At 70.0% G+C, this 18,592-nt stretch carries 20 protein-coding genes and 1 pseudogene; 14 read left to right on the forward strand and 7 right to left on the reverse strand.

Annotation, left to right across the window (positions count from 1 at the left end; translation table 11 throughout):
• Positions 1 to 80: 80 nt before the first annotated feature.
• The gene (locus tag ACFC02_RS28325) at positions 81 to 416 is read right to left on the reverse strand and encodes a hypothetical protein (RefSeq protein WP_376363041.1); all 336 of its coding nucleotides are present in this window, start codon (positions 414 to 416) and stop codon (positions 81 to 83) included.
• Between the two features lie 471 nt (positions 417 to 887).
• Between ACFC02_RS28325 and ACFC02_RS28330 the strand changes: the two genes are divergently transcribed.
• The 10 genes from ACFC02_RS28330 to ACFC02_RS28375 all read left to right on the forward strand — a co-directional run bounded on the left by ACFC02_RS28330 (position 888) and on the right by ACFC02_RS28375 (position 8,766).
• Entirely contained in the window at positions 888 to 1,511 is a 624-nt protein-coding gene (locus tag ACFC02_RS28330) for an HAD-IA family hydrolase (RefSeq protein WP_376363044.1), read from the forward strand.
• 90 nt (positions 1,512 to 1,601) lie between these two features.
• Positions 1,602 to 2,804: a helix-turn-helix domain-containing protein gene (locus ACFC02_RS28335; protein WP_376363047.1), complete on the forward strand. Its 1,203-nt coding sequence runs from the start codon at positions 1,602 to 1,604 to the stop codon at positions 2,802 to 2,804.
• Between the two features lie 193 nt (positions 2,805 to 2,997).
• Entirely contained in the window at positions 2,998 to 3,444 is a 447-nt protein-coding gene (locus ACFC02_RS28340; protein WP_376363050.1) for a hypothetical protein, read from the forward strand.
• A complete protein-coding gene (locus ACFC02_RS28345; protein ID WP_376363053.1) occupies positions 3,441 to 3,635 on the forward strand; it encodes a hypothetical protein in 195 nt (64 codons plus the stop codon). The genes ACFC02_RS28340 and ACFC02_RS28345 overlap by 4 nt, the downstream gene beginning before the upstream one ends.
• 65 nt (positions 3,636 to 3,700) lie before the next feature.
• Entirely contained in the window at positions 3,701 to 4,588 is an 888-nt protein-coding gene (locus tag ACFC02_RS28350; RefSeq protein ID WP_376363056.1) for a glycosyltransferase family 8 protein, read from the forward strand.
• Positions 4,585 to 5,469, forward strand: coding sequence for a phosphotransferase (locus ACFC02_RS28355; protein ID WP_376363059.1), 885 nt, complete (start codon positions 4,585 to 4,587; stop codon positions 5,467 to 5,469). Before ACFC02_RS28350 ends, ACFC02_RS28355 begins: the two co-directional genes overlap by 4 nt.
• Positions 5,466 to 6,197, forward strand: a complete 732-nt coding sequence (locus ACFC02_RS28360) for a glycosyltransferase (protein ID WP_376363062.1) — start codon at positions 5,466 to 5,468, stop codon at positions 6,195 to 6,197. The genes ACFC02_RS28355 and ACFC02_RS28360 overlap by 4 nt, the downstream gene beginning before the upstream one ends.
• Positions 6,194 to 7,120 (forward strand): PIG-L deacetylase family protein, encoded by a 927-nt coding sequence (locus ACFC02_RS28365; protein WP_376363065.1) that lies wholly within the window; start codon positions 6,194 to 6,196, stop codon positions 7,118 to 7,120. Before ACFC02_RS28360 ends, ACFC02_RS28365 begins: the two co-directional genes overlap by 4 nt.
• Positions 7,114 to 7,728, forward strand: a complete 615-nt coding sequence (locus tag ACFC02_RS28370; RefSeq protein WP_376363068.1) for a hypothetical protein — start codon at positions 7,114 to 7,116, stop codon at positions 7,726 to 7,728. The genes ACFC02_RS28365 and ACFC02_RS28370 overlap by 7 nt, the downstream gene beginning before the upstream one ends.
• 6 nt (positions 7,729 to 7,734) lie before the next feature.
• Positions 7,735 to 8,766: a glycosyltransferase gene (locus tag ACFC02_RS28375; protein WP_376363071.1), complete on the forward strand. Its 1,032-nt coding sequence runs from the start codon at positions 7,735 to 7,737 to the stop codon at positions 8,764 to 8,766.
• Here ACFC02_RS28375 and ACFC02_RS28380 read toward each other — a convergent pair.
• Positions 8,763 to 9,809 (reverse strand): phosphotransferase, encoded by a 1,047-nt coding sequence (locus ACFC02_RS28380; protein WP_376363074.1) that lies wholly within the window; start codon positions 9,807 to 9,809, stop codon positions 8,763 to 8,765. The genes ACFC02_RS28375 and ACFC02_RS28380 overlap by 4 nt on opposite strands.
• A 209-nt stretch (positions 9,810 to 10,018) precedes the next feature.
• Between ACFC02_RS28380 and ACFC02_RS28385 the strand changes: the two genes are divergently transcribed.
• On the forward strand, positions 10,019 to 10,570 hold the full coding sequence (locus ACFC02_RS28385; protein ID WP_376363077.1) for a flavoprotein: 552 nt from the start codon (positions 10,019 to 10,021) through the stop codon (positions 10,568 to 10,570).
• 57 nt (positions 10,571 to 10,627) lie between these two features.
• Here the strand turns inward: ACFC02_RS28385 and ACFC02_RS28390 are convergent, their stop codons facing one another.
• Positions 10,628 to 11,581, reverse strand: coding sequence for a hypothetical protein (locus ACFC02_RS28390; RefSeq protein ID WP_376363080.1), 954 nt, complete (start codon positions 11,579 to 11,581; stop codon positions 10,628 to 10,630).
• Between the two features lie 105 nt (positions 11,582 to 11,686).
• Here ACFC02_RS28390 and ACFC02_RS28395 point away from each other — a divergent pair.
• Positions 11,687 to 12,505, forward strand: a pseudogene (locus ACFC02_RS28395) (IS5 family transposase).
• 1,166 nt (positions 12,506 to 13,671) lie between these two features.
• On the opposite strand, the gene ACFC02_RS28400 reads toward ACFC02_RS28395, so the two are convergent.
• Complete coding sequence (locus tag ACFC02_RS28400; RefSeq protein ID WP_376363083.1) at positions 13,672 to 14,172, reverse strand: MarR family winged helix-turn-helix transcriptional regulator; 501 nt, start codon at positions 14,170 to 14,172, stop codon at positions 13,672 to 13,674.
• A gap of 55 nt (positions 14,173 to 14,227) precedes the next feature.
• On the opposite strand from ACFC02_RS28400, the gene ACFC02_RS28405 reads away from it, so the two are divergent.
• A complete protein-coding gene (locus tag ACFC02_RS28405; protein ID WP_376363086.1) occupies positions 14,228 to 15,190 on the forward strand; it encodes an amidohydrolase family protein in 963 nt (320 codons plus the stop codon).
• A 149-nt stretch (positions 15,191 to 15,339) separates the two neighbouring features.
• The gene (locus ACFC02_RS28410; RefSeq protein WP_376363089.1) at positions 15,340 to 15,645 is read left to right on the forward strand and encodes a hypothetical protein; all 306 of its coding nucleotides are present in this window, start codon (positions 15,340 to 15,342) and stop codon (positions 15,643 to 15,645) included.
• A gap of 174 nt (positions 15,646 to 15,819) precedes the next feature.
• On the opposite strand, the gene ACFC02_RS28415 is transcribed toward ACFC02_RS28410, so the two are convergent.
• From ACFC02_RS28415 to ACFC02_RS28425, 3 genes are all read right to left on the reverse strand, one after another.
• Positions 15,820 to 17,760: a DNA/RNA helicase domain-containing protein gene (locus tag ACFC02_RS28415; RefSeq protein ID WP_376363092.1), complete on the reverse strand. Its 1,941-nt coding sequence runs from the start codon at positions 17,758 to 17,760 to the stop codon at positions 15,820 to 15,822.
• Positions 17,761 to 17,921: 161 nt separating this feature from the next.
• The gene (locus tag ACFC02_RS28420; RefSeq protein WP_376363094.1) at positions 17,922 to 18,176 is read right to left on the reverse strand and encodes a hypothetical protein; all 255 of its coding nucleotides are present in this window, start codon (positions 18,174 to 18,176) and stop codon (positions 17,922 to 17,924) included.
• Complete coding sequence (locus ACFC02_RS28425; protein ID WP_376363097.1) at positions 18,173 to 18,463, reverse strand: hypothetical protein; 291 nt, start codon at positions 18,461 to 18,463, stop codon at positions 18,173 to 18,175. The genes ACFC02_RS28420 and ACFC02_RS28425 overlap by 4 nt, the downstream gene beginning before the upstream one ends.
• Between the last annotated feature and the right edge of the window lie 129 nt (positions 18,464 to 18,592).

An 18,592-nucleotide genomic window follows, 5' to 3' on the forward strand; every position in this document is an offset into this window, starting at 1 on the left:
TCCGAGTAGTCCTTCATCGCCATCGGCGGTGGTCTCGCTTTCTCCGGATCAAGCAGATCCAGTATCAGCGTGTCCACCACTCAGGGGGAGGCTCCCTGGCCGTCGAGCCGATGGCCGGTCAGGGGGTCGCGGCCAGGACGGCGATCTAGGCATTCGGAGCCTATGAGGCCGGAGAGGGCCTTCCGCATCGGGCTGGGCTCGACGCTGTCACGCTGGTCAGCGATCGCCCTCACCTGCTCGGGAAGGATCTTTAGGAGGGCATCGAGTGCGGCCAGTGGGTCATCGGCCTGCTGGCAGACGGCGGTCAGGTTCTTCGCCACTGTTGCGGTGATCAGCTCACCGACGGGGGTGATCCTGCCGTCTTGGGTGACTGGGGTGTCCGGGGGGATCGCGTCGAGGTCTATGCAAGTAGTCATGCGGTGGTCCCATTTCCTATGAGGGCTTGAGGTCGGTTCCTCTGTGGAAGACCCTTGCGGCAGATAGGTGAATGGGGGCGCCGTTCCTCCTTCGTTCGACGGCCTCTTGCGTAAAGGAGGTCTCCAACAGCGCAGATTGTGCTTCGGTGAAGGACCGGACCGTCGTCTGTCGCGGAGGTGCTGTGTCATCCGGTGTGGGCCCGCCCGATGCCGTGCACGGCTGGGATGACGTGCAGGTGTAGTTCCACCCGGGTCTGCCGGCGCAGGAGCTGTGATCCTGACGGGCATCGAACTAGACGGTACTGCTGCCCTGTTCAACTGAATCGAGCGGCTTCTGTCGCCAGCTCGGCGAGTGGCGCCCGCCCCTTCGCGCGAGCCCCCGATCACGCGATAGCGTCCTCGTACGAGTCCGATCTCGGAAGGGACGTTCACCCGGTGGCGCACAGGAACACGGCCGATGGGCAGGAGCCGATGGGGCTGATCCTCGACTTCGCCGGGGTGCTGACGGCCAGCCCCATCGAGGTTCATCGGGCTTGGTGCGTGTCGGAGGGACTGGAACCTGGAGCGTGGCGGGCAACGCTCAATGATCACCCCGAAGGTCGGCGGCTGTATGCGGCGCTGGAGATCGGTGAGATAGGGCAGGCTGAGTGGAACGAGGGAACCGCGGCTCTCCTCGGTGAGCACGTGGATCCCGTGAACCTGATGGGGCGGGCCTGGGCCGAGGTACCTCCGGCGCGTCGGATGATCGCGCTCGCCCGGGCTGCGCGAGCTGCCGGCCACCGGCTCGCGCTGCTGTCGAACAGCTTCGGGCTCGATCCGTTCAACCCATACGAGCATGTCGGCATTTGGGACCTCTTCGACGTGCACGTCGTGTCCGAGCTGGAGGGACTCGCGAAGCCGGACCCGGCTATCTACCGGCTCGCACTGGAGAGGATCGGGCTGCCTGCCGAGCGGTGCGTGTTCGTGGACGATCACGAGGTGAATCTGCCGCCGGCTGCCGAGCTGGGCATCACGGCTGTTTACTCCACCGACGAGGACAGGGCGGTCGCCGAGCTGGAGGATCTTCTCGGCGTCACGGCTGTGCTCACGGTCTGAGTGTCAACTGCCGCCTGGCCGAAGGCTGTCCACCGCACCGCTTCTGTGAGTACTGTCCGTGTGGGGCCCATCACGCGGAGGTTCTAGAGCATGCAGTGGTCGGAGTACACCACCTCTGAGCGCTTGAAGGCGTTGCGCGGTGCCATGACGCAGGAACAGTTAGCCGAGGCCGCCGGTGTGTCCGTCGGCGTCGTCCGCAAGCTCGAACGTGGCGGGACGGCTTCCCTGCCGTCGCTGCTGTCGATCGCCGACGCGCTCGGTACGGACATCGCCGTGCTCCTCGGGCAGCAGGCGCCGCGCCGCTCCATGGACCGCGACGAGAGGGCCGCGCTGCGCCTGGTCTCCGCAGCGACCCACGACGCCGCCATCGGTATCCCCGCCGATGTCGAGCCGGGCAGCGTCGAGGAACTTCGAGCGGTCGTGCGTCGGGCGGACGTCGCCTACTGGGAGGGGCGGTACACCGAGCTCGGCACCCTCCTCGGGCGGCTCCTTCCAGAAGCCCGCGCCAGGTTCGACGCCGCCGGCCTCGATGAACGGGAGGCCGCAGCCGGCGTCCTGATCGACACCTTCCAGACCGCGGGCATGGCCGCCAATGTGCTCGGCTCGCGAGACCTGGCGTACGCGGCGTTGACGTACGGGCGGCAGATCGCCGTTCAGGGCGGTGATGAGCTGCGCGACGCCCATCTCGCCGCCACGACCGCGTGGGTCAATCTCCGTGATGGGCGCACCAAGCAGGGCTTCCTCCTCGCAGCGGCCCAGGCCGACCGGATCGAGCCCAAGATGAGCGAGCACGACCCGGACCGGCTCAGCGTCTACGGCCAGCTCGTCACGAACGCCGCCGTCGCCGCCTCCCGAGGCGGGGCAAGCGCGGACCACGCCCGCGAGTACCTCTCCCAGGCACACGCCGTCGCCGCCCGCATCGGAGACGAACACGCCCGAGGTGCGCACGCCCAGCCGTACGGGCCGATGTACGCCGCCACGCAGGCGATGAGCATCGCGGTGGCGCTCGGCGACACGGGCGGCGCTCTGCGCCTCATGGACACCGTCCGCCTGGACGCCAGCGTGCCGCTGGCCACCCGTGCCCGCTTCGGCCTGGACGTCGCTCTCACTCAGGTGGAATGCCGACGGTGGGAGGCCGCCGCCGACACCCTCCAAACGGTGTGTGAGATGGCTCCCGGCTGGGTGTGCCACCAGATGCTTCCCGGCGTCATCATCAGCAGGCTCGCCGGCGTGTCCGTCAGCCGGCTGCGCGGGCTGGCCAACTCCGCCGGCGTCCCGCTCGGGGTGCGCTGAGGAACGGGCCGCGGTACCACGGTCCGTAATAGCTCCGCGGGTGCCACCGGCATGACTGCTACGGGCCGTGTCAGCCCCACGGCGGAGTCCGCGTCCGCTGCCACGGGACGTGGCAGTCGAGTCCGATACGAGGTTCCTCCGCTGCGACGGGCCGTGCCTGGGCCCGAGCATCGCAGGCCAGCAGCCTGGAGGCATGCCGAACAACCCGCCCGGCGGTCTCGGGCACGTGCCCGTTGCCGTCTACTCCTGCGCCCAGTCCTCCACCGCTCTCGTTGAGAGCGAGGAGCGTGGCCGTTACTACGCCGACGCCCGGCACTGGAACGTCGCCGGGGCCTGGTCCGACTCCGACCCGGCGCTGCCGCTCGCTGAGCGGCCGGGGTGGCAGGCGGTCACTGCCGCCCTGTCCGCCGGGATGATCCGGGGCGTCGTCGTCAGCGCGACGGCCCATGTCGCCTCCGACGCGGGCCAGTTCGCGGCCCTCGGCGTGCTCCTCCGCGATCGGAGAGGGTTCCTGGCGGACGCGTCGAACGGCACCCCGGCCCGCCGTACGCCCGGTCAGGCCCGACGCCGCCGCGACCTCGCGGACGCGGCGTCGGGCTGGTTCACGCAGGCCGAAGCACCCGAGGAGGGCACCTCGTGATCGCCCGGCGCGCGTGGGTCGGCGACCTCGTCAGGGACGGAGACGGGCGGCGGGCGATCGTCACCGACGTCCGTGCCGGCAGCACCGTGTGGGTGCTGCGGCCGCCGCCCGGAGGCGGGTCCTGCTGGGAGACCGACGACCCCGACAGCCTCCAAGTCCTCGCTCCCTCCGGCGGCGGGGACAACCAATGAGCTTCCGCGCTCACCGGCCCGTCCCTCACGCCCTTCCGTGCACCACGCCTGAAAGGCGACGTCCCGTGTACGCGTTCGGTCTCTGCATCGACCAGCAGTACCTCGTCCCCGGCCTCGCTGCGATCGCGAGCCTGGCCGACAGCCTCACCCTCGTCGCCCGCCGCAACGCGGCGGTACGGGTGCTCACCCTCGACCTCGCCCCGGCACAGGCCCTGCTCCTCTCCGACTTCGCCAAGCGGACCGGCTTCGGCTCCTTCGACCTCCGACGCTGCGCCCCGCTGCGCGCCTCGCGCATGGCGGACGCCTCGTACATCACCGTCACCACCTACCTGCGGTTCGAGTTCACGCCGGACTTCGTCCGCCGGCCCTACCTGATCTACGTGGACGCGGACGTGCTCGTACGCGGAGACGTCACCGATCCGCTCGGGTCCCTCCGGGAGGACGAGATCGGTGCCGTACGTGACGAGTTCAACCCGGCCGTAGGAGAGTGCCCGGCGCTGCCCGGGGCCGCCGAACGCTGGCCCCACCTGCGCGGCCGTCCCTACTTCAATGCCGGAGTCCTCTGGACCCGCACCGGCCACATGCCCGTCGTCCGCAGGGGCGTCGAGCACGCGCTCGTCCACGGCCGCCGCCACATCCTCCACAACGACCAGGACGCCCTGAACCTGTGGCTCCTGCACTCCGGCCGCGTGCGGCCGGCCGCCGCCGGGCTCAACAGGTTCGAGACCGGCCGGTTCCTGGAGCGGGGCAACTGGGTGCGGCGGGTCGTCACCCGGTCGCTCAGGCCGGACCCGGCCGCGACCCTCGTGCACTTCGTCGGCCCCGAAAAGCCCTGGCAGGCCAACTGCCCCGTCACCGAGGACGTGGCCGAGTACCGGCGGCACCTGGCGGTCGCCCTTCGGCACGTCCGTCGCCTGGGCGCCTTCGGGGCGGAACCGGCGGGTGCGTGGTGAGCACGACGAACGTACCCGCGGCCGTCGTGCGGGCCGCCCTCGGCCTCGTGGGAGTTCCGGTTCGTGCCGCACACCGCCTGTCGGCGCGGTCGAGGACGGTCGTGTACCGGGCCTTCCTGACCGACGGCCGGAGCGTGGTCATCAAGCTGTACGTAGTCACCGCCCGTCGTAACGCGGAGACTGAGGCGGCGGCGGTCCGGGCCGTCGCGAAGCACGTCTCCGTGCCTGCCGTCCTCGCGTACGGACACGTTCCCGGCCACGAGGTGACCGCTCTGATCACCGCGGACCTCGGCCCGCTCACCCTGGGAAGCGCCGTGCGGTCCGGCCGGGTGGGCGACGAGCGAGCCCTGAGGGACCTCGGCGGCCTGCTCGGCCGCCTTCACCGGGCCCCGGTCCAGCCGTGGACCCCGCGCCGGCCGCTCCATGAGCAGGTCACCTCGATCGGCCGTCGCTGCCCGCCCAGCGCTCTGGACCGCATCGCGCCCGCCCTGGCCGCCATCGCCGACGCCCCCGCGGCCGCCCCGGTGTGGTGCCACGGCGACCTGCACGGCGACAACGTCGTGCTCGCCGGGCCCCGAGCCGTCCGACACCTCGTCGACTTCACCGACGCCGCAGCCGGACCCCGCGAGTCCGACGTGGCCCAGACCCTGGTCATGACCGGCGCCATCGCCTCCGCCCGGGCCCGCACGGTCACCGATGCCTATCCACTCGCCTTGGACCACCACCAGCTGACGGCCTGGGCCGTCTTCCACACGATGCGCTGCTGGGCCCACTCGGAACCCGGAGACGACCGTGCCCGGTGGGTCGGCCGTCTGGACGAGCTGAGCCGACGGACCCCGCACCTCTTCCGCGTATCCCGTCCCGAAAGGACATACCGATGACCACCCCTGCCTTGTCGGTGGTGATCCCGGCCTTCAACGAGGTCGCCTACCTGCCCCGCTACCTGCCCTCCGTCCTCGCCTCCCTCGCCCGCTGGGAGGAGGTCACCGGACGCAGCGGGGAGGTGATCGTCGTCGACAACGCCAGCACCGACGCCACCGCCGACATGGCCGCCTCCTTCGGCGTCCGCGTCGTCACCGAGTCCGTCCGCAACATCGGGCGGGTACGGAACACCGGAGCGAGCGCCGCCCGCAGCGGACGCCTCTTCTTCACCGACGCGGACGTGGCCCTGCCCCTGGAGGCGGTCACCGCCGCTGTTGCCGCCATGGACGCAGGGGCCATCGGTGGCGCCATCCCGCCGCTCTACACGCCCGAACGTCTCGGCGCCCGCCTCCTGTGTGCGTACTGGGACCACTACCGCACCCGGCGCGGCGGAGCCCAGGGCGTCAACCAGTTCTGCACCGCCGACGCCTTCCACCACGTCGGCGGGTACCGGGACGACCTGTTCATGAGCGAGGACGTGGAGTTCTTCGCCCGTCTCAGCGCTCACGGCCAGGCCACCGGACGGCCCGTGGCGATCCTCGACGAGCTGCGCGTACGCCCGTCGACCCGTCGCTACGACCAGTGGTCGAGCCTGCGGATGCTCTGGTGGCAGAACCCCGTCACCGCCCGCCTGCGGCTCCGGTCGCCCCGCATGTGGCGCCACTGGTACGAGACCACCGTGCGATGACGAAGGAGACTCCTGTGCGGCCTCAGCCCGAGACCCTGCCTGCGGCCGACCTGCCGGTTCCGGACGGCAGCGGCATCTACACCTTTCCCGACGACCTCCACCGCGCCCACCGGACGCACACCCAGCAGCTCGCCGCCCGCCACCGGGCCATGGACCACCGTGTCCTGGAGGTGACGGCGCCCCACACCCGCGTCCCGTACTACGTCGAGGCCCGCACCCCCGCCGGCCGCCCGGTCCTCGTCATCGAACCCCACCACGACGACTTCGCCCTCTCCGCCTCGGGTGCCTTCCTCGCCCGCCCCCGACCGCTGACCGTGGTCACCGTCTTCACCCGCTCCCGGAGCGTGCATCCCGCCCTGGAAGCCACGTACGCCGACGTCGACACGGTGTCCGAGCTGCGCGACCGCGAGGGCGCCGCCGCGCTCGCACCGTTCGCCGCCCGCCGACTCCTTTTGGGATACAAGGACGCCGAGCCGCCGTACAGGTCCTATGACCCCGAGCTGCTCGACCGGGTCACCGAGGAGCTGCGCCGGATCGCCGAGCTCCACCCCGACGCCGCGCTCCTCGCCCCCGCCGCCATCACCCGCCACCCCGACCACCTCCTCGTCCACGAAGCGGCCGTCCGTCTCGGCTGTACCTGGTTCTGGGAGGACCTCGCCTTCTGGGCGACGTACGCGCTCGCCGGCTGCGACCAGCACCTGTTCCGTACGCGTACGGAGGCGGCCATGCGGCCCGAGCTGGTCGACATCACCGACGTCGTCCTGGACAAGGTCACCGTCCTGAGGATGCACGGCTCGCAGATGCACCCGGCCCGGAAGATGTACCGGCCGATCCGGCACGCCTTCACCACGGCGGCCGACCTCGTCGACGGCACGGGACTCTACGCCGAGCGCTTCTACCGGACGGAGGAGACGACGTGCTGATCATCGCCCTGGAGGGCCCCTCCTACGCCGGCAAGTCCACGGCGATACGCCACCTCCGCCATACCGCCCTCGGCTCGCGTGCGTTCGTCTCCGACTGCTACGTCAAGCACATCGCCCACCGCGACGACATCCCTCCGGTCCGAACCGATTCCGCGGCCGCCCAGTTGGCCGCCTTCGAGCGGTTCATGGAGATCGAGGCGACCCGAGTGGCCGAGGCCGCCGCGAGCGGCAGGCAGCTCGTCGTCCTCGACCGCTCCGTGGACACCCTGCTCGCCCACGCGTACGCCCTGGACGCCCTGTTTGAATATGGCGTCCACCACCGGCTCCGCGGCCGGCTCACGACGCTCCCGTTCCTGCGCCCCGATCGCACCCTCTACCTCGACGTACCGGCCGAGTCGCTCCACCTCCGCCGGAAGACCGCCGGCCACACCGCCGCCGAGTCCGAGTACTTCCTCCATGAGCCGGGCTTCCTTCACCACGCACGCGACTACTTCGTCCACACGGCCCGCCGGCCCATGACGCGAGAGCTCACGGTCCTCGCCGCCGACGCCGACCCGGACGAAGTCGCTCGGGCCGTGGAGGCCGTCGTCGGCTTCTGGGCGAGGTGACCGCTGGTGCCCACCGCCCTCTTCGCCTGGCGCCGCACCCCACCCCCCTTCCTCATCGGAGGCGCCGAGGTCACCCAGCAGCTCCTCGCCGAAGAGCTCGCCGCCGCCGGCTGGCGCGTCACGTACCTCGGCTCACACGAGGCGCCGTGGGACGGAGCCACCCGGCTCCCCGACATGTGCGCCCATCTCGACAGGCATCGCGTCCCGTACGACGAAGCGGACGACACCCTGCGCTACCGGTGGAACGGGGTCGAGTGCGCGGCGCTGACGCAGAACAACGTGGAGCACGCACTGGCCAGCCTCCTGGGGGAGCTCCGCCCCGACGTCGTGTTCACCGCCCAGGAAGGATCAGCGAAGCTGGCCGAACTGGCGACGCCGACCACCCTCGTCGCCGGCCTGCTCCACTCCGTCTCCGCCACCGGCCTGGGCGTGCTCGTCGGCCGTCCGCACTACGGGCTGGCCGTGTCGAAGTTCGTCCGCGACCGGGCACCCCGCACGCCCGGTACTCGCATCGACGTGGTGTACCCGCCGTTCGCCCGCCCACGACCGGCTACGGACACGGAGCGCACCCCGGCCGTACTGATGGTCAACCCCATCCCAGCCAAGGGCGCCGAGCTGCTGCACCACCTCATCCGCCTCATGCCGGAGCAGTCCTTCACTCTGGTCGAGGGCTGGTGGGACACCTCAGCCGACTTCGCGGCCTATCCGAACGTCACGTACGTGCCCCGTGTCTACGACATGGAGCCGCTGTACCGCAGCCACCGCCTGCTGCTGGTCCCGTCCACGGTGGAAGACGCCTTCCCCCGCGTGATCGTCGAGGCCGCCCTCCACGGCGTCCTGACCATCGGTACGAACCGGGGCGGGATCCCCGAAGCCATCGGCGACGCCGGAATCGTCCTGCCCGCCACCGCCGGCCCCGAGGAGTGGGCGCGAGCGATCCGCGACGTGGACCGCGAAGCGCTGGGGGAGCGGGCACGGGCCAGAGCGGCACGTTTCACCCGCCCGTGCCTCCCAGAGCTCCGGGAACTGGGGATCTAGAGAGCGCCGCCGAATGCCCGCTCCACCTCGGCGAGCCGCTCCGTCCACCAGTGAAGGAGCGCCTCGTCGGCGATGAACAGGTCGTCGCAGGAATGATCGCCACGGTCGTAGTGGAATTCGAGCTGCCAGAAGTCCGTCATCCGCTTCCACCAAAGACGGCGTCCGGCGTCGAGCAGTGCGCTTGGCTCCAACGGGGCCACCGACTGGTAGCCGCTCACGAAGGCCGCCACCCGCTCCAGGTCGAAGACGCCCGCCACTCCGAACTGCACCTGTGCCGTCCGGACGATCTCCTCGGCGTACGGGCGGACGCCCAGCCGGTCCCAGTCCAGGACGGCCGTCAGCTCGCCGTCGGCCCAGAGGAGGTTCCGGTACTGGAAGTCGCCGTGCGTCCAGCCGTACGGCCCTGCGTGAACGTCTCCCTCAGGGCAAAGGGCCGCGCACTCGGCGAGCAGCACCCGACGCTTGGCGAGGGCGTCGAGCGCCGCCGCGTCGAAGGCGTCGCCCGAACCGTGGGCCCGCGCAGCAGCGGCGAGCCGGTCGGCCTTCTCCGACGCCCGTTCCGGCGGGACGACGTCCACGGTGAGACTGACGGGAACAGCGGGGAGGACCCCGGTTTCGGCGGCGTGCCCGAGCGCCAGGTGGAGCTTGGCGAGGACCGCCCCGAGCCGTCGCACCTGAGCGAGGGGAAGATCCCCACCACGAACGTGCGCTCCTCGTGCCCAGGGGAACAGGCAGTACCCGCTCCCGCCGACCTTGACCACGACCCCACCCGACGAGCCCACCATAGGGACGATCACTGGAATGTCAGCCTCAGCCAGGGTCGGCAACACGGCAAGATTGCGGCGCAACCTGTCGAGCGGTACATCCGTGACCCGCTTCAGAGCGAAGGTCCCTCGCGGCGTGTCCAGCTGCCAGTTCACGTTCATGAGGCCGTCAGCCAGGTGACGCCAGTCGACGACGTCCCTGAGGTCGAATTCCTTGATCAGTTCCGCAAGATCATCGGAGTGAATGCGGTGCCTGCTCGCCACATGCGCGTTGGTCACCTAGGCGACGATACGTGAGCTGAGCACCCGGGTGCACAAGGATCACCGCGCGGCACCGGCACCAGTGGTCCGGCCGGCGCTTGTACTCAGACACCGTGCCCTTCGTGCAGGTGGCAGGCGGCTTCTCCGACCGGGCCCCGTCCGCGGATGCCGACGGCTAGGGTCTGAATCGTGACCGCGGGGGAGCGCGTCGACGAGGGGGCAAAGCCATGAACGACCGGTCGAAGAAGCCGTTCCTGTATGTCGTCGTCTGCGCCGCCGGCATCGCGGGCGACGCGCACAAGCTGATCACCGCCGCGCAGGAGCAGGGCTGGGGCGTCGCCGTCATAGCCACACCCCAGGGCCTCGGCTTCCTCGACACCAAGGCGATCGAGGCCCAGACCGGCTACCCGATCCGCTCGGCCTGGCGTAGCCCCGGCGACCCGCGCCCCCTCCCGCCCGCCGACGCCATCGCCGTCGCGCCCGCTACGTTCAACACGATCAACAAGTGGGCCGCCGGAATCGCCGACACCCTCGCGCTGGGCATCCTGTGCGAGGCGTACGGGATGGGTATCCCGACGGTCGTCCTGCCGTACGTGAACGCGGCCATGGCCGCACACCCGGCGTACGACCGGAGCCTGAACCAGCTGCGGGAGATGGGCGTGCTGGTCGTGTCGTACGAGCCGCACCAGCCGAAGGCGGGCGGGGGAGCGGACCGCTTCCGGTGGGAGGAGGCGCTAGAGCTCCTGGACGGCAGGGGCGCAGGTCTCTTCGGACGGTGATCCGGATCGAGGCCCGCGCGCCCGTCGTCGGTCGGAGAGGACCGGGCGGATCTTTCGTCAGTGGGCGGAGCCCGGACGCGGCTTCTCCTCTTGTCCCTGTAGCAGTCGCAGGGCGAGGACCGAGCCGTCGGCGTGGACGGAGACCGGGCCTCCCCAGTCCTTGTCGTAGCTGAGGTGGGGGCGGGCGTGGCGGCCGGCGTGGACGAAGGCCCGGTACTCCTCGACGTCGCCCCTGGCGAGGAGTCGGAAGATTTCCTCGTCCACGCCGGAGAACGCCTCGACGCGGGGGCCGTTGAGGCGGAAGACGTGGTCGGTGCCGACGTACGCGGTGCCGAAGAGGGTGTGGGCGGCGTCCTGGGTGCTCATGGCGGCCGCGTGTTCGAGACCGGTGAAGCGTTTGCGGCCCTGCCGGTCGGTCAGGTGGCGGGCGGTGGCGTGGCCGGAGCCGGTGAACGCCATGAGGCCCGCCGCCGTGGTGTGGGCCAGGGACTCCTGGAACCAGGCGTAGTCCTTCGGCTGGACGTGGCAGCCCCGTACGGGCTCCGGCGTCACCAGGCCCTCGGTGGGCGGGTGGATGTCCGGCATCACGTTCGCCTGGAACGGTGCGGCGTTCAGTCTCGCCTCACGGACTTCCGCCGGGGACAACCGGCCTCCGCTGCCGGGTGCCTGGAGGGCGTGGACAGTCATCGTGCCGCCGTCCGTCGGGAACTGCGTGCTGAACAGCAGGCCGGGGGTCTCGTTCCACGCGCCGATGTGGACCGCCTCGGCGTGGGCGGAGGCGGAGGCTAGCTGGTCGGCGGAGGTGGCGGCGTCGCCGTGGTTGCCCTTGCAGGCGAGGGGGATGACGAGAGACGGCTCGCCAGGACGCCAGACCTCGGCGAAGTACTGCGGGCGGTAGCGGTACTTCACCTTCTCGCCCTTGTCCCTGCTCGTGAGGGCCCAGCCCGCGCGTAACACCGTGTCGGCGGGGACGATCGTCACCGAATGGTCGGGGAAGCGGCTGCGCAGCACGTGCTCCGCGAGGGTCAGCGCGAAGCCGATGCCGAGCTCGCCGGACTGCAGCGACTTGGAGCTTGTCTCACGTGGTTTGAGGCGGGTGCGGCATGATGCCGTGTCATGGGTGTTGGTTTGTCACAGCGGTTGGTTCCTGACGAACTCTGGTCGCTTGTGTCACCGTTGCTGCCTTCGTTTGCTTCCCGTCCGCAGGGTGGAGGCACGGCCCCGGTTGATGAGCGAGCGGTGTTCACGGCTGTGGTGTACGTGCTGACCAGCGGCTGTGCCTGGCGGCACCTGCCGGAGACGTTCGGTGTCTCGCCGACGACCGCGCACCGCCGGTTCTCCGCATGGGCCAGGGACGGGTTGTGGCGGCGGCTGCACCGTGCCGTCCTGGATGAACTCGGAGCCCGCGGCGATGTGGACTGGGCCTCAGTGATCGTGGACGCCGCCTCCGTACGTGCGAAAAAGGGGGATCGCTGACCGGGCGCAATCCGGTCGACCGGGGCAAGAAGGGCAGCAAGCTGCACATCCTGTCCGACGCACAGGGCTTACCGCTCGCGCTCGGTGTCTCCGGCGCGAACGTCCACGACAGCCAGGCGCTGCTGCCGCTGGTCCTGGGCATACCCGCCATCCGATCCCGGCGCGGCCCCCCGCCGACGCCGCCCCGGCAGGCTCCGCGCCGACAAGGCGTACCCCTCCGCCGAAAGGCTGAAGTGGCTGCGCGCACGGGGCATCGTCCCGCGCATCGCCCGACCCGGCATCGAGTCCGGCGAGCGCCTAGGCCGGCACCGCTGGAAGATCGAGCGGTCCATCTCGTGGCTGTTCGGCTACCGCCGCCTGACCGTCCGGTACGAGCGAAAAGGCAGTCACTTCCTGGCCTTCCTCGGATTCGCGGCAGCCCTGACCTGCTTCAAGAAGCTCGCAAAACCCACCACGTGAGACAAGCTCTAAATCCCGGAGACGAGGCTCACCGCGCGCTCTACGTCGCACTCACCAGGGCACGTCACCTCAGCCTCGCGGTATAGGCGGAGGTGACGCTCGTTTGACGCCCTCGACGACTCCAGAGCCTGCTAAGCGCACCGAAAGTGCCCCCTGACCTGCGGGAACGCTGACTTCCCTTCTGTATGACGCCATTTCGATGACTTCGCACGTTGAGTGTGTGGCGATCTTGGAGCCGGTGAAGCAGGGCGGCTGACCTGCGGTTTTTCGGTGCTCGTCGGCTGCTCGACCTGATTCCGCGCGTCCGACGCGTGGACGGTGGCGATCGCCTGCAAGGGCAGCCTGACCTGCGGATCCAGGCGGCTGTCCCGACAGCGGCGCAAGCTGTGTCCCTGCGTTGCTCGGGATGCTGACGCTCGCATGACGCTCATTCTGAAGCCTCGTCACATTGGTCGATCGGGTCCCACGCGGCTGCGCAGCTCTGCAGGCGCGGCCGTGTCGGCAACCCGTGGAGGTGACTCCATTCGGCGGTGGGGCGTGACCGAGAGCGATGTGATTCGGTCACCTCCTGCCCGACGTGCCGGTTCCGAGGCGTGGACCCAGGAACGTGGGTCACTCGGGCCGGTCCGGGAGCGCTTCGGGGAAGCTGCTCTCGCTTCATCCCCGAGATCGCATCGAGGACGCATCACATGGAGTGCGAGGCGATGTCACGGCCCGACAGCCTGTCATGTCGTCCGACCGCGATGATTCGATCGTCTCGGTCCGGGAGGACCGGATGCCGCGGAGAACCTTGGGGCGAGAGGTCGTACGGACCTCAGCGACACCTTGGACCTGCGTTCTCGTGAGATGTGCTGTGGCCCGTTGCGCGGCGAGGTTGGTATCGACGAGCGCGACGCGGCTCCTTCAGCACATCTGAGTCATCCGCCGACCCGCCAACAACAAAGGCCACACCCTCAACGATGAGCGGCCCTCATTGCATCCTCAGCGAAGGAGCGGCTCCTGAGACAACAGGGCCTGGGGGGCCGGGTTGCTCTGGGCCCCTAATTGGCACCGGGTCGCAATGGACTTGCCATCCCTGTGCTCCCCCTGCGCGACTCGCCTCGGTCCAGGGGCGCTTCGGCGGATGATGCTGATGGCTGCCGGCTGTTCGGGGGCGCTGGGAGTTGTCACATCTCGTCGACCAGGTCGCTGAGGCGGCGGGTGAGTTCGGTGACCACGGCACGGTGGTCGGGGGTGAGCTCGCGGAACGCGCGCAGTTGACGTTCCTGCAGGCGGGAGCGGTGCTCGGCCAGCAGGATGGCGCCGGTTTCGGTGAGGGTGATCTCGACGCGTCGTTCGTCGCCGGGTTTGCGGGTGCGGGTGACGATGCCGTCGCGTTCGAGCTGCTTGAGCATGCGGGTGGCGGTTGGGGTGGTGACGCCCGCGTACTCGGCCATCTCGCTGACGCCGAGGGTGGCGTGGTCGGCGAGCGATTCCAGCAGCTGGACCTGGGAGAGCGACAGGGCGGGGCGGGTCTGGCCGGCGATCCGGCCGCGGCTGCGGCGGACAGCGGTGAGCAGATCCTGCACGGCCCGGGTGAACTCCTGGAACTGCGCGTCATCGGCCTGCGGCAGGTGATCGTCGGCCGGCCTCTGGTCGAGGTGTCCGTTTTGCGTGGGCGGGGTCACGGGTCTACGGTACCAACAAAGCTAAGAGTTAGCTTGCTAAGTCACTCAGAGGTGAATGACCGTGACCGATTCCGCACGCATCGACACCCACCACCACATCGTTCCGCCGCACTACCGCGACTGGCTGATCTCCCACGGCGAGACCGCAGGCGGCCTGCCCATCCCGCACTGGGACGTGGACACCGACCTCGCCTTCATGGACAGCCAGGGCATCCAGGCCGCCGTCCTGTCGGTCTCCACCCCCGGCACCCACCTCGGCGACGACGCCGAGGCCACCACCTGGGCCCGCAAGGTCAACGACTACGCCGCCGAGATCGTCAAGGACCATCCCGACCGCTACGGCTTCTTCGCCACCCTGACGCTGCCCGACGTCGACGGTGCGCTCGACGAGGCCGCCCGCGCCCTGGACGAGCTCGGCGCCGACGGCATCGTCCTGCTCGCCAACCAGAGCGGCACCTACCTCGGCGACCCTGCGTTCGAGCCGCTCATGGCCGAGCTCGGCCGCCGCGGCAGCGCCGTCTTCATCCACCCCGCCGAGCTCCCCGGCCCGCTCGTCCCCGGCATCCCGCCCTACGCCGCGGACTTCCTGCTGGACACCACCCGCGCCGCGATGAACCTCGTCCTGTCGGGCACCACCGCCCGCCACCCGGCCATCCGCTTCATCCTGTCCCACGGCGGCGGCTTCCTGCCCTACGCCGCCCACCGCATCGCCCTCGCGCTGCAGACCCACCAGCAGGTCGGCGGAATCCAGGCGGTCATGTCCCACGAGACGATCCTCGCCGAGCTGCGGCGCTTCTACTTCGACACCGCGCTGAGCGCCAACCCCGACACCCTCCCTACCCTGCTCGCCTTCGCCGACCCCACCCACATCACCTTCGGCAGCGACTTCCCCTACGCCCCCGCCAAGATGTCCGCCTACTTCACCCAGCAGCTCGACGCTTACCCCCTCGACGACCAGCAGCGCACCGCCATCAACCGCGGCAACGCCCAGGCCCTCTTCCCCCGGCTCGCCCGCTGACGGAGAGACGCTCCACGGCCACCGAGCCCCGCCGGTCGCTCCGGCGGGGCTCCGAGGTTCGGGGGGAGGGGGAACGGCCCCCGCCCGGAACGGCTCTGGGTGGGTAGCGCGAACGCAACCCACCAGTCCAGAAGCAGCTGGAGTTCGGCATGTGGCTCGACGACCCGCAGGCCCTGGAGGTCGCGCAGACGTTTCTGGTCCAGCTGACGGCGCACTCCGAAGCTCTCAACCCGGACAGCGACCTCTTTCAGCCAGAGTTGCCCACCATGGACTTCGACAACGAGGCGTTCGCCGAGTACCTCTCGCACGCGCGGTGGTCGGGGGTCGGGGGCTGGTCGTTGGTCCCGCCGCCGGTGAACCACAGGGTGCGGACCATATCCGCCGCTGCCCGACGCCGAGCGGGCTTCTTCCCGTACACCTCGGTGAGCGAAAGCAGAACGATCAGCAGCAAGTAGAGCAACACGACCGCGAGCAAGGCCCATGCCAGCAGTGGAACCCGGGTGAGAAACGTTCGTCGGTGTGCGCGTGGAGCGATGGGGCGTCTCCCCGCGGGGACTGTCCTGCAAGTTCGTGTATGTCCCGGTGTGACCCGGCTGGCATGAGATGTGGTCTCTTTCGCACCTGCCCGACTACACGAGCGCGGGCGCCTCCACCCCGGACGAGGGGTGCACCAGCGAGCGCAGTTTCTCGCGCGTCTCCGGGTCCGTCGAGTAGACGATCGTGCCGACCATGCCCCGCGTCAGCAGTACCTTGTAGGTGTTGCGGATGAGCCGGTCGATCTCGCTCTCCGGTGTGGCCTTCGTGAAGATGGGGTCCTTGGACGCGGATCGGTCCACGACCCAGTGGTCGGTACGCCACACCAGGTCGGGGCCGATGATCACGCCGGACCAGTCGTACTCGAAACCCTGTGCGGTGTAGACGCAGCCGACTTGGCCGAATCCTTCCGGTTCCGTGGCCCACAGAGGCGCCGGCGGGGCCCCGAACACGGACCGGTCGCCGTACACGTTCCACGGCCGGGCCCAGTCGCCGATGACGACGTCGGTGGGAAGCGCCGTCATCTCCGGGGTGAGCCTGGTCGTCCACTTCCAGCAGTAACCGGCCGACATCCGCGCGCCGAAGCCCTCCGCGCGCTTCGCGACGAGGAAGTCCTCCAACTCCTGCGGGCTCTCGGCGGTCCGCAGTTCCAGCTTGCCGTCGGGCTCCCACGGACCGGGCGTACCGCCCTCCAGGCCGAGCAGGTCGACGACCCACTTCTCGTACGCGTCGCTGCCGCCGCACCGGAACTGGCCGTCCAGCTCGATCACCGTGCAGTCCAGGCCCTCCGTGGCGGCGGCCCGCTGGATCTCCTCCTTGGTCCCCATCTCGCCGGGTCGCACCACCTGGTGCTGGTCGAGCAGGAACACCGGCACCCGGGCCGCGTCGATGAGTTCGCAGACCTGCGGCCGGCCGGTGCGCAGCTCGGCCTTGGTGTAGCGGTTGGCGGAGGTCTTCCGCAGCCGGTGCGCCTCGTCGCAGATCAGCACGTCGAGATCGTTCGGCTCGGCGTCCATGAAGCTGTTGAAGTACTTGAAGAGCTGCTGCACTTCACGCTTCTTGTGCCCGGCGACCTTGCGCATCGTCTTGGTGAACGACGCCGACCCGGTGGCGTGCAGGGCGGTCTCACCGCGCCGGTACAGCTCACCCAGCAGTGACATCGCGATGACGCTCTTGCCGGATCCGGGACCGCCGGTCACCACGATGACCTTCTTGTGGTTGCCGCGCTTGGCCTTGCGCACGGCGGACATCACCATCTCGTACGCGACCCGCTGCTCGGCGAGAAGGACGAACTGCTCGCGATCGCGGATCTCGGCCGCCGCGACGGCCATCAGCTGCTTGGACGGCCTGATCTTGGCGTCCCTCAGGACGTCGGCCGCCTCGGCGCCGGGCTTGGCGGCGAGCCGCGACCGCAGGAAGTCCAGGAAGGCGCCCCGCTGGTCGGCCGTGTACATCCGGCCGTACTGGTCTTCCTCGACGTTCCGGAGCCCGGCGATCCGGGACTCGGTCGCGTTGTGCAGGAAGGCCACACCGGCCAGCGACCCGGGCATCCGCTCCAGGGCCGCGTTGAAGGACAGCAGGTACTCGCAGTAGCCGCGGACCTGTTCGATCGGGTTGAGGACGGGCTGCGGGTAGGCGTCGAGCCGGCAGAGAAGGGGGTCCTCCTCGTCCGGGTGCGCCTCGCTCCACTGCTTCAGCTCCACGACGACGTACGACGGCTGTCCCGTCGTCGGGTGCACGCCGGCCAGGACCGCGTCGGCGCGCTTGCTGGTGAGGGGCATGCTGTACTCGATGACGACCTCGACGTCGTCGAGCCCGGCCTCCATGAGGGCGTTGACGAGAGCGGGGAGGCTGCGCTCCCAGGACCGTTTTTCCGCCTGGGCGGCTTCGCGGCCGTGCAGGTGACGGAAGTTCTCGGCCAGATGCAGCGCCAGCGACCCTTCGAGGATGCGGGCGGCCACGGACGCCGCGGACTCACGGAACAGCAAGGAAATGCCCCCAGGCAGCACGAAGAAGACTCGTGCGGGTGGGGGCATGTCCTCCGGTGTCCGCCGCGCGCCGCCGCGGGGGCGGGTGCGTGACGGATCAGGAAGCCCGTCGGGCCGCTGAGATGTTCGGTCGCCATCTTAGGTGAGTGTGGCGATCAAGAGGAGGAGTTCTGGACGGGCTTGGCCACCGTCGGTGGGGAGTACGGCGGTCACTTGGTGCTGTGGCTCTGCCGACTACGGGCGTTGACCTCGGAGAGGAGAGCGCTGAGCAACTCGTCCTGGCTCAGGGGCCGGACGTGGCGTGGATCGGCGTCCCACTCGCGGCCACCGCCGAGCGGGCGGAGCTGGAGGCAGGGGCCTTCGTGGCCCATGACGCGGCCGACCCGGTCGCGCGTGGTGTCGCGGACGGCTGCGCCGATGCCGGGCGGCTCTTCTCCGTCTGGGTCCCCGTGGCCTTCCGTCATGCGCCGGTCCCCTTGAGGATCACGTCCGCGAGCATGAGGGCCACGGGCGCGGAGCACACGCCGAGGTGGACGAGCGCGTAGCGGACCTCGCCCTCGCGGTCGTCGAACCAGGGGGTGCGGATGTCCATCGCGGGAAGCTGGATGCCGGCCCGGCTGAGCGCGGAGGCGAGGGCGTCGCGGGCGTCGAGCGCTTCCCGGATCTTCGCGGTGGGGGGTGGCGGGCTGTGCCGGGTGGTCGTGTGGTCGGTCGCCTTCGCGTCATCCGGCTGTCGCGGTGTGGGGGTCATCGTCGTCCTTGTCGGTCGGGTTCTGCGGAATCCAGGAACCGGCTGCGCTGCGTGAATTACGCTGTGTAGTCCGGGCGTCACGACAATGCACCGGGATCTGGACGGCCGAGGTGTGGACGGGCACGTGCC

This window comes from Streptomyces sp. NPDC056160, assembly GCF_042268205.1.
In the GTDB taxonomy this organism is placed as follows: Bacteria; Actinomycetota; Actinomycetes; order Streptomycetales; family Streptomycetaceae; genus Streptomyces.

Bases quoted from the DNA above. Each gene is read 5' to 3' on its own strand.
- ACFC02_RS28325 (WP_376363041.1), bottom strand. From the start codon at position 416: ATGACTACTTGCATAGACCTCGACGCGATCCCCCCGGACACCCCAGTC.
- ACFC02_RS28330 (WP_376363044.1), top strand. From the start codon at position 888: ATGGGGCTGATCCTCGACTTCGCCGGGGTGCTGACGGCCAGCCCCATC.
- ACFC02_RS28335 (WP_376363047.1), top strand. From the start codon at position 1,602: ATGCAGTGGTCGGAGTACACCACCTCTGAGCGCTTGAAGGCGTTGCGC.
- ACFC02_RS28340 (WP_376363050.1), top strand. From the start codon at position 2,998: ATGCCGAACAACCCGCCCGGCGGTCTCGGGCACGTGCCCGTTGCCGTC.
- ACFC02_RS28360 (WP_376363062.1), top strand. From the start codon at position 5,466: ATGACCACCCCTGCCTTGTCGGTGGTGATCCCGGCCTTCAACGAGGTC.
- ACFC02_RS28365 (WP_376363065.1), top strand. From the start codon at position 6,194: ATGACGAAGGAGACTCCTGTGCGGCCTCAGCCCGAGACCCTGCCTGCG.
- ACFC02_RS28385 (WP_376363077.1), top strand. From the start codon at position 10,019: ATGAACGACCGGTCGAAGAAGCCGTTCCTGTATGTCGTCGTCTGCGCC.
- ACFC02_RS28405 (WP_376363086.1), top strand. From the start codon at position 14,228: ATGACCGTGACCGATTCCGCACGCATCGACACCCACCACCACATCGTT.
- ACFC02_RS28410 (WP_376363089.1), top strand. From the start codon at position 15,340: ATGTGGCTCGACGACCCGCAGGCCCTGGAGGTCGCGCAGACGTTTCTG.
- ACFC02_RS28415 (WP_376363092.1), bottom strand. From the start codon at position 17,760: ATGCCCCCACCCGCACGAGTCTTCTTCGTGCTGCCTGGGGGCATTTCC.
- ACFC02_RS28420 (WP_376363094.1), bottom strand. From the start codon at position 18,176: ATGACGGAAGGCCACGGGGACCCAGACGGAGAAGAGCCGCCCGGCATC.
- ACFC02_RS28425 (WP_376363097.1), bottom strand. From the start codon at position 18,463: ATGACCCCCACACCGCGACAGCCGGATGACGCGAAGGCGACCGACCAC.